General features: G+C 70.9%; 17 protein-coding genes and 1 tRNA gene. 16 read left to right on the top strand and 2 right to left on the bottom strand.

Annotated features, from left to right (window positions below; translation table 11 throughout):
• Positions 1 to 7 precede the first annotated feature (7 nt).
• From rseP to truA, 12 genes are all read left to right on the top strand, one after another.
• Entirely contained in the window at positions 8 to 1,099 is a 1,092-nt protein-coding gene (gene rseP, locus VMS22_13630) for an RIP metalloprotease RseP (GenBank protein HXJ35067.1), read from the top strand.
• Entirely contained in the window at positions 1,096 to 1,788 is a 693-nt protein-coding gene (gene tsaB / locus VMS22_13625; GenBank protein HXJ35066.1) for a tRNA (adenosine(37)-N6)-threonylcarbamoyltransferase complex dimerization subunit type 1 TsaB, read from the top strand. The genes rseP and tsaB overlap by 4 nt, the downstream gene beginning before the upstream one ends.
• Before the next feature lie 49 nt (positions 1,789 to 1,837).
• The gene (locus VMS22_13620; protein HXJ35065.1) at positions 1,838 to 2,062 is read left to right on the top strand and encodes a DUF465 domain-containing protein; all 225 of its coding nucleotides are present in this window, start codon (positions 1,838 to 1,840) and stop codon (positions 2,060 to 2,062) included.
• A 1-nt stretch (position 2,063) separates the two neighbouring features.
• Complete coding sequence (gene ilvN / locus VMS22_13615) at positions 2,064 to 2,582, top strand: acetolactate synthase small subunit (GenBank protein ID HXJ35064.1); 519 nt, start codon at positions 2,064 to 2,066, stop codon at positions 2,580 to 2,582.
• Entirely contained in the window at positions 2,579 to 3,595 is a 1,017-nt protein-coding gene (gene ilvC / locus VMS22_13610) for a ketol-acid reductoisomerase (GenBank protein ID HXJ35063.1), read from the top strand. The genes ilvN and ilvC overlap by 4 nt, the downstream gene beginning before the upstream one ends.
• Before the next feature lie 2 nt (positions 3,596 to 3,597).
• Positions 3,598 to 4,254: a phosphatidylserine decarboxylase family protein gene (locus tag VMS22_13605; protein ID HXJ35062.1), complete on the top strand. Its 657-nt coding sequence runs from the start codon at positions 3,598 to 3,600 to the stop codon at positions 4,252 to 4,254.
• Positions 4,255 to 5,088 carry a CDP-diacylglycerol--serine O-phosphatidyltransferase gene (pssA, locus tag VMS22_13600; protein ID HXJ35061.1) on the top strand — a complete coding sequence of 278 codons (834 nt, stop codon included), beginning with the start codon at positions 4,255 to 4,257 and terminating at the stop codon, positions 5,086 to 5,088.
• A 234-nt stretch (positions 5,089 to 5,322) separates the two neighbouring features.
• Positions 5,323 to 6,876 carry a 2-isopropylmalate synthase gene (locus VMS22_13595; GenBank protein ID HXJ35060.1) on the top strand — a complete coding sequence of 518 codons (1,554 nt, stop codon included), beginning with the start codon at positions 5,323 to 5,325 and terminating at the stop codon, positions 6,874 to 6,876.
• Positions 6,873 to 7,973 carry a 3-isopropylmalate dehydrogenase gene (gene leuB / locus VMS22_13590; protein HXJ35059.1) on the top strand — a complete coding sequence of 367 codons (1,101 nt, stop codon included), beginning with the start codon at positions 6,873 to 6,875 and terminating at the stop codon, positions 7,971 to 7,973. Before VMS22_13595 ends, leuB begins: the two co-directional genes overlap by 4 nt.
• Positions 7,973 to 8,980: an aspartate-semialdehyde dehydrogenase gene (locus VMS22_13585; protein HXJ35058.1), complete on the top strand. Its 1,008-nt coding sequence runs from the start codon at positions 7,973 to 7,975 to the stop codon at positions 8,978 to 8,980. Before leuB ends, VMS22_13585 begins: the two co-directional genes overlap by 1 nt.
• A 3-nt stretch (positions 8,981 to 8,983) precedes the next feature.
• Positions 8,984 to 9,712: a class I SAM-dependent methyltransferase gene (locus VMS22_13580; protein ID HXJ35057.1), complete on the top strand. Its 729-nt coding sequence runs from the start codon at positions 8,984 to 8,986 to the stop codon at positions 9,710 to 9,712.
• Positions 9,703 to 10,440 carry a tRNA pseudouridine(38-40) synthase TruA gene (gene truA, locus VMS22_13575; protein HXJ35056.1) on the top strand — a complete coding sequence of 246 codons (738 nt, stop codon included), beginning with the start codon at positions 9,703 to 9,705 and terminating at the stop codon, positions 10,438 to 10,440. Before VMS22_13580 ends, truA begins: the two co-directional genes overlap by 10 nt.
• A gap of 161 nt (positions 10,441 to 10,601) precedes the next feature.
• Here truA and VMS22_13570 read toward each other — a convergent pair whose 3' ends face one another.
• Positions 10,602 to 11,873: a replication-associated recombination protein A gene (locus VMS22_13570; protein HXJ35055.1), complete on the bottom strand. Its 1,272-nt coding sequence runs from the start codon at positions 11,871 to 11,873 to the stop codon at positions 10,602 to 10,604.
• A 165-nt stretch (positions 11,874 to 12,038) separates the two neighbouring features.
• On the opposite strand from VMS22_13570, the gene VMS22_13565 reads away from it, so the two are divergent.
• From VMS22_13565 to VMS22_13550, 4 genes are all read left to right on the top strand, one after another.
• On the top strand, positions 12,039 to 12,929 hold the full coding sequence (locus tag VMS22_13565; GenBank protein ID HXJ35054.1) for an NAD(+)/NADH kinase: 891 nt from the start codon (positions 12,039 to 12,041) through the stop codon (positions 12,927 to 12,929).
• Complete coding sequence (gene recN, locus VMS22_13560) at positions 12,904 to 14,604, top strand: DNA repair protein RecN (protein ID HXJ35053.1); 1,701 nt, start codon at positions 12,904 to 12,906, stop codon at positions 14,602 to 14,604. The genes VMS22_13565 and recN overlap by 26 nt, the downstream gene beginning before the upstream one ends.
• 11 nt (positions 14,605 to 14,615) lie before the next feature.
• Positions 14,616 to 15,611, top strand: coding sequence for a M23 family metallopeptidase (locus VMS22_13555; GenBank protein HXJ35052.1), 996 nt, complete (start codon positions 14,616 to 14,618; stop codon positions 15,609 to 15,611).
• A gap of 58 nt (positions 15,612 to 15,669) precedes the next feature.
• Positions 15,670 to 15,742: transfer RNA gene (locus VMS22_13550), tRNA-Ala, on the top strand.
• Positions 15,743 to 15,809: 67 nt separating this feature from the next.
• Here the strand turns inward: VMS22_13550 and VMS22_13545 are convergent.
• Positions 15,810 to 16,678: 3-isopropylmalate dehydrogenase (locus tag VMS22_13545; protein ID HXJ35051.1), on the bottom strand; the 869-nt coding region annotated here is incomplete at its 5' end.

The following is a 16,678-nucleotide window of genomic DNA, read 5'->3' as shown; positions in this document are numbered from 1 at the left end:
GGTCGCCATGTCGATTCCCGAACCCGTCACCACCGCCGTCGCCTTCGTCGTGGCGCTGGGCGTGCTCGTCTTCGTCCACGAGCTCGGCCACTTCCTCACCGCGAAGCGGGTTGGCGTGAAGGTGCTGCGGTTCTCGATCGGGTTCGGACCCGTCTTCTGGCGCCGCAAGCGGGGCGAGACCGAGTACGCGCTCTCTGCCGTGCCTTTGGGCGGCTACGTGAAGATGCTCGGCGAGGACGCCGACGGCGACGAGCCCGTGTCCGAGGCGGATCGGCCCCGTGCCTTCTCCGCTCAGGGCCCGCTGCGCCGCGCGGCCATCATCTTCGCCGGCCCGGCGACGAACTTCGTCTTCGCCTTCGTCGTCTACGCGCTGGTGTTCGTCCTGGTCGGCGCCGCCGTGCCGTCGAACGAGCCACGCATCGGCGGCGTGTCGCCCTCGACCGCCGCGGAGCGGGCGGGGCTCAAGACGGGCGATCGCGTGCTGTCGATCGACGGGACGCCGGTCGCGAGCTGGGAGTCGCTCGCCAAGACCGTGCGGTCGTCCGAGGGCCGCTCGCTGCACCTCGCGGTCGACCGCGACGGGACGCGCCTCGAGCTCGACGTCACGCCCGAGATGCACGACCTGCCGAGCCTCGACGCGACCAGCGTCGAGCGCGCGTATCTCATCGGCATCGAGCCGTGGCGCGAGTGGGAGACGGTCGGCGTCGGCGAGGGCGTGTGGCTCGCGGCCCAGCAGACGGGTGGCGCGGCGCTCACGGTGCTGCGCGGCCTCGGGCTCATGCTGACCGGGCACGTCTCCATGAAGGAGCTCGGCGGCCCGATCGCGATCGCGCAGGCCGCCGGCCAGCAGGCCCGCAACGGCTTCTGGAATTTCGTCATGATGCTGGCGTTCCTGTCGATCAACCTGGGCGTGCTGAACCTGCTGCCGATCCCCGCGCTCGACGGCGGGCATCTGGCGCTCATCTCGATCGAAGCCGCGATCGGGCGTCCGCTGAAGCCCCGCGCACTCGAGCTGGCCCAGCAGGTCGGTGTCCTCCTGCTCGTCAGCCTGATGGTGTTCGTGTTCTACAACGACATCCATCGGCTGATTCAGGGCTGAGCTCCCTGCGCGTCCTCGGCCTCGACACCGCCACGTGGACGGCGGCCGTCGGCGTCGTCGACGACGACCGCGTGCTGGCCGAGCTCGCCGAGCCGACGCCGCGCTCGCACGTCGGCGTGCTGCCGCGCCTGGTGGAATCGGTGCTCGCGCGGGCGGGCCTCGGCTGGGGCGACGTCGACGGCCTCGCCGTCTCGATCGGGCCGGGCTCGTTCACGGGGCTCCGCATCGGGCTCGCGTTCGCGAAGGGCGTCGCCTACGCCGGCAAGCTGCCGATCGCGGCGGTCCCCACCCTCGAGGCGCTTGCCGCGGGCGTCGACGCGGGCCCCGGCACGACCATCTGGGCCGTGTTGGACGCGCGCATGCGCGAGGTCTACGCGGCGTCGTTCACGCGCACGACCGGCGGCCTCGCGCGCCGGACGCCCGACGAGGCGCTCGCGCCGGACGCGATGGCGGCGCGGCTGGACGCGTCCTGCGTCGTCGTCGGCGACGCGGTCGACGCCTATCCCGTCCTCGGGACGGCGGGTGCGCGCGTGCTGCGCCTCGAGACGCATCCGCCACGGGGCGGGGTGGTGGCGCGCCTCGGGGCGGCGCGCCTGCGTCGCGGCGAGGCGGCCGACGTCGGGTCACTTGAGCCGGCGTACGTGCGAGCGTCGCAGGCCGAGCTCGCCCAGCAGCGCCCCTCGCGTTGACAACCCTTTTTGACGCATATTAGCTACGCACTTCTTCCGCGGGGGCAGCATGGAGCAAAAAGACGAGGAGCTGATAAAGAGCCTGCTCGATCGGGAGCCGGAGCTCAGGCAGTACTACGAAGAGCACGTCGTCCTCGAACGACAGCTCGCCGACCTCCAGAACCGGGGCCACCTCACACCGGACGAGGAGGTCGAGAAGAAGCGGATCCAGAAGCTCAAGCTCGCCGGCAAGGACAAGATCATGGCGATCCTGTCCAGGCATCGGCCCCACTGACGTGCGGCACATCATCTCGGTTCTGGTCGAGAACGAGTTCGGCGTCCTCGCCCGCGTCGCCGGCCTCTTCAGTGGCCGCGCTTTCAACATCGAGAGCCTCTCGGTCGCCGAGACCCTCGACCCGACGGTCTCGCGCATCACGCTCGTCACCCGCGGTGACGATCAGGCGCTGGCGCAGATCGAGCGGCAGCTCGAGAAGCTGGTGCCCGTCATCAAGGTCACCGACTTCGTCGACACGGCCCACGTCGAGCGCGAGCTGGTGCTGATCAAGGTCGCCGCCGAGGAGAAGACGCGCAGCGAGTTCCTCAACGTGGTCGACATCTTCCGCGCCAAGATCGTCGACGTCTCGCGCCGCTCCTACATCGTCGAAGCGACGGGTGCCGAAGAGAAGGTCAACGCGCTGATCGAGCTGCTGAAGCCGATCGGCATCAAAGAGATCGTTCGGACGGGGAAAGTCGCCATGTTCCGCGGCACGGAGACGTTCACGATCGACGGGAACGACAAGGAACGTGCAGCATGAACGTCCACCACGACCAGGACATCTCGATCGATCCGCTCAAGGGCAAGAAGATCGCCATCATCGGCTACGGCAGCCAGGGCCACGCCCACGCGCTGAACTTGAAGGACAGCGGCATGGACGTGCGCGTCGGGCTGCACGAGAAGAGCGCGTCGCGACCGAAGGCGGAGGGCGCCGGCCTGCGCGTCGTCGACACGGCGACCGCCGCGAAGGAGGCCGACGTCGTCATGATGCTCGTCCCGGACGAGCAGGGCGCCGAGATCTACGAGCGCGACATCCTGCCCGGGCTCGCCAAGGGCAAGTACCTGGCCTTCGGCCACGGCTTCAACATCCACTTCAAGAAGGTCGTGCCGCCCGCGGACGTGAACGTCTTCATGGTGGCGCCGAAGGGCCCGGGGCACCTCGTGCGCAGCGAGTACCAGAAGGGTCGCGGCGTGCCGTGTCTGCTCGCCGTCCAGCAGGACCCGAGCGGCAACACGAAGCAGGTCGGCCTCGCCTACGCCAAGGCCATCGGCGGCGCCCGCGCCGGCGTCATCGAGACCACCTTCAAGGACGAGACCGAGACCGATCTCTTCGGCGAGCAGGCCGTGCTGTGCGGCGGCCTCACGGAGCTGATCCGCGCCGGCTACGAGACGCTCGTCGAGGCGGGCTATCCGCCGGAGATGGCGTACTTCGAGTGCCTGCACGAGGTGAAGCTCATCGTCGACCTCATCTACGAGGGCGGCATCGCGAACATGCGCTACTCGATCAGCAACACGGCCGAGTACGGCGACATGACGCGCGGCAAGCGCGTGGTGACCGACGAGACGCGCAAGGCGATGCGGCAGATCCTCTCCGACATCCAGTCGGGCAAGTTCGCCGACGAGTGGATGACGGAGTACCGCTGCGGCCTGCCGCACTTCCGCGAGCTGCGCAAAGAGGCGGAGAAGCACCCCATCGAGGGCGTGGGCTCGCGCCTGCGCGGTCTCATGCCGTGGCTGAAGAGCGAGCGCCTCGTCGATCGGTCGCGCAACTGACGATGCAAGGGCGGGCCGGGATCGCGCCCGAAGGATGGGCCGTCATCTGGACGGCCGCGGGCGTCCTCGGCACCGTCGCCATCGTGGGCACGCTCGCCGGCCATCCGGCCTCGCTCGTGCCGCTTCTGCTCGGCGTCGCGTTCTCGCTCTACTTCTTCCGCGACCCCGAGCGGCAGGCGCCGGCCGATCCGCGCGCGGTCGTCTCGCCGGCCGACGGCCGTGTGATCGACGTGTCGCCGGTGCGCGAGGACCACTTCCTCCACGCCTCGACCACGAAGGTCAGCATCTTCATGTCGCCGCTCGACGTCCACGTGAACCGGAGCCCCGTGGACGGGCGCATCACGGCCCTCGAGCACACGGCGGGCAAGTTCCGCGCCGCGTTCCACGACAAGGCCTCGCTCGACAACGAGCGCAACGCGATGGTGCTCGAGGCCGGCGGGCGCCGCTTCCTCGTCGTGCAGATCGCGGGAGCGCTCGCGCGCCGCATCGTGTGCCGCCGCGCGGTCGGCGACGGGCTCGGACGGGGCGAGCGCTACGGCCTCATCATGTTCGGCTCGCGTGTCGACGTGTACCTGCCCGCGGGCGTCGAGCCCGCGGTCACGAAGGGCGATCGCGTCTCGGCCGGCTCGAGCGTGCTCGCACGGTTGCCGGAGGTCTGAATGTCGCTGAACCTCGTCGTGCCGCCCGGGGAGCGCCGCCGTCGCATTCCGCCGCTGCGCAGCGGCGTCTACGTTCTGCCGAACCTGTTCACGACCGGCGGCCTCGTCGCCGGCTTCTACTCCATCATCTGCACCCACAACGCCGCGCTCAATTCGGACAAGCGGGCGTTCCAGCTCGCGGCGGTGATGATCATCGTCGCGCAGCTGTGCGACATGCTCGACGGGCGCGTGGCGCGTCTCACGCGCTCGACCAGCTCGTTCGGCATGCAGTACGACTCGCTCGCCGACCTGATCGCGTTCGGCGTCGCGCCGGGCTTCCTCGTCTACACGTGGGCGCTCACGCCATGGGGACGCTGGGGCTGGCTCGCGGCGACGCTCTACGTCGTGTGCGCGGCGCTCCGCCTCGCGCGCTTCAACGTGCAGGTGACGACCGTCGAGAAGCGCCACTTCCAGGGCCTGCCGTCGCCCGCCGCCGCCGACGTGATCGCGGCGACGGTGCTGCTCTTCTACTACCTGCGCGGCCAGGGCACGCCGGCCAAGCACGTCCTCATGCTGATCGTCATCTTCGCGGTCGCGGCCCTCATGGTGAGCGAGATCCGGTACTTCTCGTTCAAGGAGGTCCACGTCCACCGGCGCCATCCGTTCCCGGTCCTGCTCGGCCTGATCATCGTCGCGCTGCTCACGATCGGCGCGCCGGTGCCGATGCTGTTCCTCGGCACGACCAGCTTCGCGCTCTCGGGACCGGTCGGCGCCGTCTGGCGCATCGCGACCACGCGGCGCCGGCGCGCCGCGGGCGGCCCCCCGTCCGCCGCAGCAACCGACGTGCGAGCTTGACACGCGGCAGACGGGCCGGTAACCCACGATCAACATGATCGTTCGCGCCGCACGTCTGCACGCGCTGCTTCCGGGCCTCATCCTTACCAGCCCGCCCGGGGGCTTCGTGCGAGCGTAGGGCGCAAAACCAACGCTCTCGACGAGAAGCCACGGGCGGGCCCAAACCCACCGTGGCTTCCGTGTTTTTTGGGAGCGCTTGGGGTAGGGTCCGGCCGGGCGGAAAGGGGACCCACCATGGACCGGGTACAGATCTTCGACACGACGCTGCGCGACGGGGAGCAGTCCCCCGGCGCCACCATGAACATCGAGGAGAAGCTGGCGATCGCGCGCCAGCTCGAGCACCTCGGCGTCGACGTGATCGAGGCGGGCTTTGCGGCGTCGAGCGACGGCGACTACGAGGCCGTGCGGCGTGTCGCCGCGGTGGTGACCAAGCCCGTCGTCCTCTCGCTGGCGCGCACGCGCGAGCAGGACATCGACCGCGCGATCCGCGCCGTCGAGAAGGCGCACCACCCCGGGATCCACGTGTTCATCGCGACGTCCGACATCCACCTGAAGCACAAGCTCATGATGAGCCGGCAGGACGTGCGCGACGCCGCCGTGTGGGCCGTGCAAAGGGCGAAGAAGCACCTCGACTACGTCGAGTTCTCGGCCGAGGACGCGTCGCGGAGCGACCTCGACTACCTGATCGAGGTGTTCGCCGCGGTGATCGAGGCGGGTGCCCGCGTGATCAACGTGCCGGACACGACCGGGTACGCGATGCCCGACGAGTACGGGGCCCTGTTCCGCACGCTGCGCAGCCGCGTTCCCGGGGCCGACAAGGTCGTCTGGAGCACGCACTGCCACAACGACCTGGGGCTGGCCACGGCCAACTCGCTGGCCGCCGTCCAGAACGGGGCGCGCCAGATCGAGTGCACGATCAACGGCATCGGCGAGCGCGCCGGCAACACCGCCATGGAAGAGGTCGTCATGGCGATGCGCACGCGCAACGGCCAGTTCAAGGTCGACACCGGGATCGTGAGCGAGGAGATCTACGCGACCAGCCGCCTGGTCTCGCAGATCACCGGCCTCGCGGTGCAGGTGAACAAGGCGATCGTGGGCGAGAACGCGTTCGCGCACGAGGCCGGCATCCACCAGGACGGCGTGCTGAAGTACCGGCAGAACTACGAGATCATGACGCCCGAATCGATCGGGCTCGCGTCGAACCGCTTGGTTCTCGGCAAGCACTCCGGACGCCACGCCATCGTCGCCCGCATCCGCGAGATGGGGCTCGACACGGCCGAGGTCGACATGAACCGCCTCTTCGAGCGCTTCAAGGCGCTCGCCGACACGAAAAAGGCGGTCTATGACGAGGACCTCATCTCCCTCGTCGCGCAGGAGTCGACGCGCGGCGTGCGCGATCGCTACGAGCTCACGTACCTGAACGTCACGTCGTCGAGCATGGCCGTCCCCCACGCGACGGTGAAGATCCGCATCGATGGCGAGGAGCACATGGGCCACGCCGCCGGCGACGGCATGGTCGACGCGTGCTTCAAGGCGATCAGCGACTTGACCGGCATGCACCCGCGCCTCGACCGCTACGTCGTGAAGGCGATCACCGGCGGCACCGACGCGCTCGGCGAGGTGTCGTGCATGGTGTCCGAGAACGGCATCACCGTCATGGGGCAGGGCAGCCACACCGACATCATCCAGGCGAGCGCGCTCGCCTATCTGAACGCGCTCAACAAGCTCGAATACCGCCGTCTCGCGCGCACGGGCGACGCGCCGGCACGGGCGGAGGTGGGTCCGTGACGCGAGCCGTGGTGGCCGTCTTCCCGGGCGACGGAATCGGGCCCGAGGTGACGGCCGAGGCGGTGGCGGTCCTCGAGCTCGTGGCGCCGCGTCACGGACTCGAGATCCGCTTCGATCCCGGTCGCATCGGCGGTGGCGCGATCGACGCCACCGGCGAGCCGCTCCCCGCCTCGGAGCTCGAGCGGGCGCGCGCCGCCGACGCCGTGCTGCTCGGCGCCGTCGGCGGCCCCAAGTGGGACGATCCCAAGGCGCCCGTCAGGCCGGAGCAGGGTCTTCTGGGCCTCCGCAAGGGGCTCGGCGTCTACGCAAACCTCCGCCCCGTGTGGACGGTGCCCGCGCTCATGCGCTCGTCGGCGCTCCGGCCCGAGGTGCTCGACGGCGTCGATCTCGTCGTCATCCGCGAGCTCACGGGCGGCATCTACTTCGGACAACCGAGCGAGCGGCGCACCACGGCCAAGGGTCGCGAGGCGATCGACACGTGTCTGTACACCGAGGCCGAGGTCGCGCGCCTCGTGCGCGCGGGCTTCGCGCTCGCCCGCCAGCGGCGCAAGAAGGTGACGTCGGTCGACAAGGCGAACGTGATGTCCACCTCCCGCCTGTGGCGCGAGGTCGCGAGCGAGGTCGCGCGCGAGCACCCGGACGTGACCTTCGAAAGCGTGCTCGTCGACGCAATGGCGATGCACCTGATCCGCCGCCCGCGCGACTTCGACGTCATCGTCACCGAGAACCTGTTCGGCGACATCCTGACCGACGAGGCGTCGATGCTGGCGGGCTCGATGGGCATGCTGCCGTCGGCGTCGCTCGCGGGCGCCCCGGAGCCGGGGACGCGCTGCACGGGTCTCTACGAGCCGATCCATGGCTCCGCGCCCGACATCGCGGGGCAGGACAAGGCGAACCCGCTCGCCGCGATCCTCTCGGGCGCGATGCTGCTGCGCTACTCGCTCGCCGCGCCCGCGGCCGCCGACGAGATCGAGCGCGCGGTCGGCACCGCGCTCGCCGCCGGCCACCGGACGGCCGACCTCGCCGGTCCGGGCGAGCACGCGATCGGGTGTCGCGCCATGGGGCGCTTCGTTCGCGAGCGGCTCGGAGGTCGCTGATGGCAGGCGAGGCGCTCACGGTCGCGGTCGTGGGAGCCACGAGCCTCGTCGGGGAGGAGCTGGTGCGCCTGCTCGGCGAGCGCCAGGTCCCGGTCGGCGACCTGCGCCTGCTGGGCTCGCTGCGTACCGCCGGCCGCAAGGTCGACGAGGCGACGATCGCGCTCGTGGGCCCCGATGCGTTCGACGGCGTCGACGTCGCCTTCTTCGCCGCGGGGCCGACGGTTGCGGGCGAGCACGTCGAGTCGGCGCTGCGCGCGGGCGCCATCGTCGTCGACGTGTCGAGCCGCTTTCGGCTCGACGAGACCGTTCCGCTCGTCGTGCCCGAGGTGAACGCGCACCTCCTCTCGGCACCCATCCGGCCGCAACTGGTCGCGAGCCCGAGCAGCACTTCGGTGGCGCTCTCGGTCGTGCTGGGGCCGCTCGGCGAGGCCTCGGGCATCCGTCGCGTCGTCGTCTCGACCTACCAGGGCGCCGCCGGCGCCGGGAAGAGCGCCGTCATGCGGCTCTCGAAGGAGAGCATCGACCTCCTCTCCGGCCGCGGCGACCACGATGATGAGCGCCGGACGCGCCGCGCCTTCAACTGCATTCCGCAGGTGGGAGCGCTCGAGCCGGGCGGGGCCACCACACACGAGCTGCAGGTGGTCGAGGAGGTGCGGCGCGTGCTGGAGCGTCCGGACCTCGCCATGCACGTCACGGCCGCGCGCGTCCCGATGTTCTTCGGCATGGCGGCGAGCATCGCGGTCGAGCTCGAGGAGCCGCTCTCCGCGGAGGCGGCGCTCGACGTCCTGCGCAGCGCACGCGGCATCCTCGTCCACGAGGACGCGCCCGACACGCTGCCGACCCCGGCCGACGTGATCGGCTCGCAGGCGACGCACGTGGGGCGCGTGCGGAGCGACCCGACGGTCGCGAGCGGCGTCGCGCTGTGGGTCGCGCTCGACAGCATCGAGAAGGGCGCGGCTCTGAACGCGGTCGAGATCGCCGAGATCCTGCTGCGCGGGCGGACGTGAGCGATGGGCACCGGAGAAGCCTGGCGCGACGCGACGGTGGCGGCGTCCTTCGCCGCCGAACGCGCGGCGCGTGTTCCCGAGAGCCGCACGCAGATCGAGCTGCTGCTGCGCATCGTGCGCGGGCGACTTCGCGGCACGACCCGCGTCGTCGACCTGGCCTGCGGCGACGCGGTGCTGCTGGCGGCGCTCCTGGACGCGTTGCCGGAGGCGAGCGGTACGGCGCTCGACTACTCGCCGGCCATGCTCGACCTCGCCCGCGACCGCCTCTCCCGCTTCGGCGATCGCGCCCGCGTGGCCGCGATCGATCTGCGCACGCCGGACTGGCGTGCGGCGGCGCCGGGGCCCGTCGACGTCGTCGTCTCGGGCTTCGCGATCCATCACCTGCCCGACGAGCGCAAGCGCGGCGTCTACCACGAGATCTTCGAGCTGCTCGCGAAAGGCGGAACCTTCCTCAACCTCGAGCACGTGGCGAGCGCGACGCCCGCCGTCGAGGCGCTCCACGACGACGCGATCGTCGCCCATCACGTCGCCGCGGCGCGCGCCGCCGGCAAGGACGTCGATCCCGTCGCCCAGCGCGAGGCATACGACGCCCGCCCCGACAAGGCCGACAACATCCTCGCGCCGGTGTGGACGCAATGCGAGTGGCTGCGCGCGATCGGCTTCGTCGACGTGGACGTGTTCTGGAAGTGGTTCGAGCTCGCGCTGTTCGGCGGAACGAAGCCGTGCAGCTGAAGCTCGTCGTCGAGTACGACGGGACCGACTACCTCGGCTGGCAGCTCCAGCCCGACGGCCCGACCGTGCAGTCCGTGCTCGAGCAGGCGCTCGCGACGGCCCTGCGCGAGCCGGTGCGCGTCCGCGTCGCGGGACGCACGGACGCCGGCGTGCACGCGTGCGGGCAGGTGGTGTCGGTGCCGGTGGCGAGCGTGCCCGAGGACCTGCGGCGCTTCACGCTCAGCGTGAACGCCCTCACGCCACGCGACATCGCCGTGCGCGACGTGTCGGTCGTCGACGACGCCTTCGATCCGCGCCGCCACGCACGGAGCCGCGTCTACGAGTACCGTCTCCTCACCAGCCGCACGCCGTCGGCGTTCTGGCACCGGTACGCGTGGCACCATCCGCAGCCGCTCGACGCGGGCGCGATGGCGAGCGCGGCGGCGGCGCTCCTGGGCGAGCACGACTTCACCGCGTTCTGCGCGGCCGACGCCGACCCGATGCAGTCGACCGTGCGGCGCGTGCTGGTGAGCGAGGTCCGGCGCGACGGCGATCTGCTCGTCTACCGGATCGAGGCGACCGCGTTCCTGAAGCACATGGTGCGGAACGTCGTCGGCACCCTGGTGGAGATCGGCCGGGGCGAGCGCCCGATCCGCGCGCTCGGCGACGTGCTCGCCGGATGCGATCGGCGCCGGGCCGGCGCGACGGCCCCGCCCCACGGACTCACGCTCGTGCTCGTGCGCTACTGATCCGTGCCGGGCAGGCGCCTCGGCTCCTGGGGGTCAACATCCTGACACGTTGTTCAGGCCTGGGCAGCTCGCAGGCCCCATGCGCCCGCACGCGCCCGCGTTCGCAGGGCGTTTTTCCTGGCCCCGACCTTGCTCTCTAGTGGTCGGTGGTGTGGTGGTGGTCAGCGGCGGGGACGGCCCCGGGGGTTGGCGCGCCATTCGCGGAGGCGCTCGGCGATGACGCGCTCGAACCCGCGGTCGGTGGGCTCGTAGTACCGCTGCTTCACGAGCGCGTCCGGCAGGTACTGCTGCTCGACGACGGCGTCGGGATGGTCGTGGGGGTAGGCGTAGCCGCGCCCGTAGCCGAGGTTCTTCATGAGCGGGGTGGCTGCGTTGCGGAGGTGGGCCGGCACGGGGAGCGCGCCGGTGCGCCGCACGTCCTCGCTCGCTGCCGCCATGGCCTTCATGGAGGCGTTCGACTTGGGGCAGGTGGCGAGGAAGGTCGCGGCCTGCGCGAGCGGAATGCGTCCCTCGGGCAGGCCGACGAAGTGCACGGCGTCCTTCGCGGCGACCGCGACCTGCAGCGCCTGGGGCTCGGCGTTGCCCACGTCCTCGGACGCGAAGATGACCATGCGCCGCGCGATGAAGAGCGGATCCTCGCCGGCTTCGAGCATCCGCATCATCCAGTAGACGGCAGCGTCGGGGTCGCCGCCGCGCAGGCTTTTGATGAAGGCGGAGATGATGTTGTAGTGCTCCTCCCCGCCCTTGTCGTAGCGGAGCGCCTTCTGCTGCGCGGACTCCTCGACGATCGCGAGGTCCAGACGAGGCGTGCCGTGGGCCTTTGCGACCCGCGCCGCGAGCTCGAGCGTGCCGAGCGCGATGCGTGCGTCGCCGTCCGCCCGCTCGAGCAGGAAGGCGCGGGCGGCCGGATCGAGCGTCAGGCCGAGCTTCCCGAGGCCGCGCTCCGGGTCGGTCACGGCGCGATCGACGAGGATCCCCACCTCGTCGGCGGTGAGCGGCTCCAGCACCAGCACGCGCGTCCGCGAGAGGAGGGGGGCGATCACCTCGAACGAGGGGTTCTCGGTCGTGGCGCCTATCAGCACGATCGTCCCGGCTTCGACGTGCGGCAGGAAGGCGTCCTGCTGCGCCTTGTTGAAGCGATGGATCTCGTCGACGAAGAGGACGGTCGGGCGGCCGGTGCGGGCGAGCTCGGCCTCGGCCTCCTCGACGATCGCGCGCAGCTCCTTCACGCCCTGCAGCACGGCGGAGAAGGTGACCGACGGCCCGCCGGCCGCGGCGGCGAGCAGATGTGCGAGGGTCGTCTTGCCGCTCCCGGGCGGTCCCCACAGGATGAGCGACTCGACGCGACCGCCGGCGAGCAGATCGGAAAGCAATCGACCCGGCCCGAGGATGTGCTGCTGTCCGACGAACTCGTCGATCGTCCGCGGCCGCATCCGTTCGGCGAGGGGCGCGGCCGCCCCCGGTTTGCGCTGCCGCGGTGGGGTGGTCGGGAACAGCTCGGACTGCTGCCGGGGCATGAAACGGCTCGTATCACGGCCCTTTCGGCCTGGCACCCGCAGGCCGAGCATGGTAGGAGCGACGGGCGGCGAGGGGTGGAGATGGGGCGCATCCGGACGGTCGGTCTCGTGGTGAAGCGCGGCCGGCCGCGCGCCGCGCGACTGGCCGCGCGCATGATGGCGATGCTGCGCCGGCGCCGGATCAAGGTCCTGCTCGACGTCGACGCGCGGATGAAGGGCGCTCCCGCCCTCGCCAAGGCGGCGCTGGCCCGCCACTGCGACCTCATCGTCGTCCTCGGGGGCGACGGCACGCTGCTCTCGATCGCCCGCCACGCCGACGCGCGGACACCCATCCTGGGCGTCAACATGGGTGAGCTCGGCTTCCTGACCGAGGTCGTCGAGTCCGAGGCCCTGCGCATGCTGGGGCGCGTCCTGGCGGGCGACTACGAGCTCGACCGCCGGTTGACCCTCAACGCCTCGCTCGAGCACGGCGGCCGGACGGTGCGGAAGTTCCGGGTCCTGAACGACGTCGTCATCTCGAACGGCAGCCTCGCCCGCATCGTCGAGTTCAGCGTGCTGGTCGACGACCAGCCCCTCGCGAGCTACCGCGCCGACGGCCTCATCGTGGCGACGCCGACCGGGTCGACCGCCTACTCGCTCTCGGCGGGGGGGCCCGTGGTCGAGCCGACCGTCCAGGCCTTGCTCGTCTCCCCCATTTCGCCGCATACGCTTTCGAACCGTCCCGTGGTGCTGCGGCCGGAGGCCGTCGTGCGGATCGTGGTGGCGGAGAAGGAGAAGGACGCGATTCTCACGATCGACGGACAGGAGACCATGGCGCTCGCGGGACACGACGTCATCGTCGTGCGGCGCGGGCGCTCGGCGGTGTCGCTCGTGCGATCGCCCGATCGCACCTACTACGACGTGCTGCGCTCCAAGCTCGGTTGGGGCGCGCGACAGGGAGGCGAGCATGCTGCGCACGCTGCGCGTCTCTGACCTCGCCATCATCGACGAGATCGAGCTCCTGTTCGAGCCCGGCTTCAACGTGCTCACGGGAGAGACGGGCGCCGGCAAGTCGATCCTGCTGCACGCGCTCGACGTGACGCTCGGCGGGCGGCCCGACGCCGACCTCGTCCGCGGCGGCGCCGAGGAGGCGGTGGTCGAGGCGCTCTTCACCGAGGTCCCGATGGCGGCGTGGGAGCAGCTCGACGAAGCCGGCATCCGGCGCTCGAACAACGACGAGCTGGTGATCCGGCGGGTGATCGCGGCGGGCGGGCGGAGCCGCGCCTACGTGAACGGCTCGCTCGCGAACCTGGCGCTCCTGCGCGAGATCGCGCCGCGGCTGATCCGGGTCTACGGCCAGGACGAGCACCAGGCGCTCCGCCGCGTGGAGGGGCATCGCGAGATGCTCGACGCCGTCGGCGGCCTCGGCAGCACGATCGAAGAGATGCGCCGCCGCTACGTGCGCTTCATGACCGCGAAGCACGCGCTCGACGAGCGCCGCGCCGTGCAGCAGGCGTCGATCGAGCGGGCCGAGCTGCTGCGCTTCCAGTTGGAGGAGCTGACGGGCGCGAACCTGCAGCCGGGCGAGGAGGACCTCGTCGCGGCCGATCGCGGCAAGCTCCTGCACGCCGAGAAGCTCGCGACGCTCGTGAATTCCGCCGAGGCGAGCCTCTACTCTGGCGACAGCGCCGCCGTCGAGTCGATCGGCCGTGCCCTCACGATCATCCGCGAGGCCGAGCGCATCGACGCGGGTCTCGCCGGCCCGCGCGTCCTGCTGGAATCGTGTCTCGCCGAGCTGGAGGAGGCGAGCGGGGCGCTCTCGCGCTACTCGCGCACGCTGCGCCCCGATCCGGCGAAGCTGGACATGCTGGAGGAGCGCCTGGCCGAGCTCGCGCGCTTGAAGCGCAAGTTCGGCGGCACGATCGAGGACCTGGTGAAACGCCGCGACGAGCTGCGCCGCGACCTCAATGCGGCGGAGGCGGGCGACGAAGCGCTCCACGGTCTCGTCGCGGAGGTCGAGGCGGCCGAGAAGGACGCCCTCGCGTGGGCGAAGCGCCTGGCGGTCGACCGGCGGCGTGTCGCGCATTCGCTCGAGCGCTCGGTCGCGACCGAGCTGCACGCGCTGGCGCTCGAGGGGGCACGGTTCCAGGTACGCTTCGCGGACGGCGACGATCGACCCCTCTCGGCGACCGGCTGGGACGAGGTCGAGTTCTACCTGGCGGCCAATCCCGGCGAGGAGCTGCGGCCGCTCGCGCGCGTCGCGTCGGGCGGCGAACTGTCGCGCATCATGCTCGCGCTCAAGACCCTGACGGCAGCCGAGGAGCGGAGCGCGTCGCTCATCTTCGACGAGGTCGACGCGGGCGTCGGCGGCGCGGTGGCGGAGGTCATCGGCCGCAAGCTCCGGCAGCTCGGCGTGCGGCGGCAGGTCCTGTCGGTGACACACCTGCCGGTCATCGCCGCCTTCGCCGACCATCACATCGGCGTCACCAAGCATCAGCAGAGCGGCCGCACCGTCTCGTCGGCGCGCCCGCTGTCGAACACCGAACGAGTCGCGGAGCTCGCGCGCATGCTGGGTGGCCAGCTGACGCGCGAGGCGCGCGAGCATGCCGAGCAGCTGCTCCGGCTCACGGCCTCCAAGGGAGGTCGCGCCGCGGCGGCGTCGGCGTGAGGAGGTTCATCATGCGAGAGCACGGATCGCAGCTACTCCGGACGATCAGGACGAACTGGAAGCTCACCGTCATCATCTGCGGAACGACCCTCGGCCTGGGCGGGGCCAGCTATGAGCTTGCCGTGCAGAGGAGCGCGGCGCTCCAGGACGCGGCCTGGCTCCGCCAGCGCCTGACCGAGAAGCGGGCGCTCGTGCGCGCGCTGCAGGCGGACATGGTGGCCGTCGAGCAGGCGGCCCAGCGCGTGAGCCAGATGGCGAGCATCGCGCGCGATCACAACGTGCAGGTGCGTCGCATGGCGCAGCTCGAAGAGCCGCGCGACGTCCAGTACACGCCGGCGCGCCTCGCGGCGCTCGACTACGCGACCGCGAACCGTTCGGAAGATGCCGGACGCGCGCTCGCACAGCTCGCGTTCCTGGAGGAGCAGCTCGCCGCGACGACCGACTCGCTCTCGTTGATGATGGTCCTCTCGCGCTCGCCGCGGCCGTGCCCGCCGGCGGCAACCGAGAAACCGGCGAGGAGCGGCATCGTGCAGGCGTCGCTCCGGTCCGATCTGCCCACGACCGGCGTCATTCCGTCCGGATGGCCCGTCCGCGGCGAGGTCAGCTCGCCCTTCGGCTGGCGCGACTCGCCGTACGGGCGCGGCTCGCAGCGCCACATGGGGATCGACATCCGCGCCGGCTACGGCGAGCCGGTGGCCGCCAGCGCCGGCGGCGTCGTCGTGTTCGCGGGACGCGATGCGGGCGGCTACGGCACGACCGTCGTCATCGACCACGGCCAGGACGTGAAGACGCTCTACGGGCATCTCTCGGGCGTGTACGTGCACGAGGGACAGCGCGTGGCGCGCGGCACGACCGTCGGCGCCGTCGGCAACAGCGGTCGTTCGACCGGCGTGCACCTGCACTACGAGGTGCGCGTGGGCAACGTCCCCGTCGACCCGATGCTGTACGTCAACGGCACCGGCGTGCAGCAGGTCGCGTTCGCGTCGCGCTCGCGCCAATCGCGTTGACCTCCCAGAGCCCGGACGCTATAGACCCCGTCGCCCGCCAGTTCCCGTCCCGACGTGTGGGGCCGTAGCTCAGTTGGGAGAGCGCTTGAATGGCATTCAAGAGGTCGAGGGTTCGACTCCCTTCGGCTCCACTCGCTCCTCGCCTTCGGACCGCGGATTGAATCCGCGGTCCGAGCATTCGTCCGCGCTCGCTAGCTTCTAGAGCGTCGCCGTCGCGTCGGCGACCAGGTCGCCCACCTGGTGGGTCGTGTAGCCCATCTTGCCGGCTTGCATCGACGTGAGCTTCTTCGCGACCACGTGCGCGATCGCCGCGTCGACGCGCGCGGCCGCCTCCTGCTCGCCGAGGTGGGCGAGCATCATCTGGCAGGCGGCGATCGCCGCCATCGGGTTGATCACGCCCTGGCCGGTGTACTTCGGCGCCGAGCCGCCGATCGGCTCGAACATCGAGACCGTCTCGGGATTGATGTTGCCGCCGGCGGCGATGCCCATGCCGCCCTGAATCATCGCGCCGAGGTCGGTGATGATGTCGCCGAACATGTTGTCGGTGACGATGACGTCGAACCACTCCGGGTTCTTCACCATCCACATGCAGGTCGCGTCGACGTGGGCGTAGTCGCGCTTGACGTCGGGGTAGTCGGCCTGGCCGACCTCGTGGAAGGCGCGTTCCCAGAGGTCGAAGGCGTAGGTCAGCACGTTGGTCTTGCCGCAGAGCGTGAGCGTCTTTCGGCGATTACGCTTGCGCGTGTAGTCGAACGCGTAACGGAGACAACGCTCGACGCCCTTCCGCGTGTTGATCGACTCCTGCACCGCGACCTCGTCGGCCGTGCCGCGCTTCAGCGACCCGCCGGCGCCGGCGTAGAGGCCCTCGGTGTTCTCGCGCACGACCACGAAGTCGATGTGCTCGGGCCCCTTGTCCTTCAGCGGCGTCTCGACCCCGGGATAGAGCTTCACCGGCCGTAGATTCACGTAGAGATCGAGCTCGAAGCGCAGCCGCAGGAGGATCCCCTTCTCGAGGATGCCCGGCTTCACGTCGGGATGGCCGATCGCGCCGAGCAGGATCGCATCGA

The sequence above is a fragment of the Candidatus Eisenbacteria bacterium genome (assembly GCA_035577985.1).
Classification (GTDB): Bacteria; Desulfobacterota; Binatia; order DP-6; family DP-6; genus DATJZY01.
The sequence above is the reverse complement of the archived record's forward strand: the minus strand, read 5'-3'. Positions and strand labels throughout refer to the sequence as shown.

Bases quoted from the DNA above. Each gene is read 5' to 3' on its own strand.
- VMS22_13585 (HXJ35058.1), top strand. From the start codon at position 7,973: ATGGCAGGCGAGGCGCTCACGGTCGCGGTCGTGGGAGCCACGAGCCTC.
- VMS22_13620 (HXJ35065.1), top strand. From the start codon at position 1,838: ATGGAGCAAAAAGACGAGGAGCTGATAAAGAGCCTGCTCGATCGGGAG.
- VMS22_13565 (HXJ35054.1), top strand. From the start codon at position 12,039: ATGGGGCGCATCCGGACGGTCGGTCTCGTGGTGAAGCGCGGCCGGCCG.
- VMS22_13595 (HXJ35060.1), top strand. From the start codon at position 5,323: ATGGACCGGGTACAGATCTTCGACACGACGCTGCGCGACGGGGAGCAG.
- pssA (HXJ35061.1), top strand. From the start codon at position 4,255: ATGTCGCTGAACCTCGTCGTGCCGCCCGGGGAGCGCCGCCGTCGCATT.
- rseP (HXJ35067.1), top strand. From the start codon at position 8: ATGTCGATTCCCGAACCCGTCACCACCGCCGTCGCCTTCGTCGTGGCG.
- VMS22_13605 (HXJ35062.1), top strand. From the start codon at position 3,598: ATGCAAGGGCGGGCCGGGATCGCGCCCGAAGGATGGGCCGTCATCTGG.
- recN (HXJ35053.1), top strand. From the start codon at position 12,904: ATGCTGCGCACGCTGCGCGTCTCTGACCTCGCCATCATCGACGAGATC.
- VMS22_13555 (HXJ35052.1), top strand. From the start codon at position 14,616: ATGCGAGAGCACGGATCGCAGCTACTCCGGACGATCAGGACGAACTGG.
- VMS22_13570 (HXJ35055.1), bottom strand. From the start codon at position 11,873: ATGCGGCCGCGGACGATCGACGAGTTCGTCGGACAGCAGCACATCCTC.
- ilvC (HXJ35063.1), top strand. From the start codon at position 2,579: ATGAACGTCCACCACGACCAGGACATCTCGATCGATCCGCTCAAGGGC.
- VMS22_13580 (HXJ35057.1), top strand. From the start codon at position 8,984: ATGGGCACCGGAGAAGCCTGGCGCGACGCGACGGTGGCGGCGTCCTTC.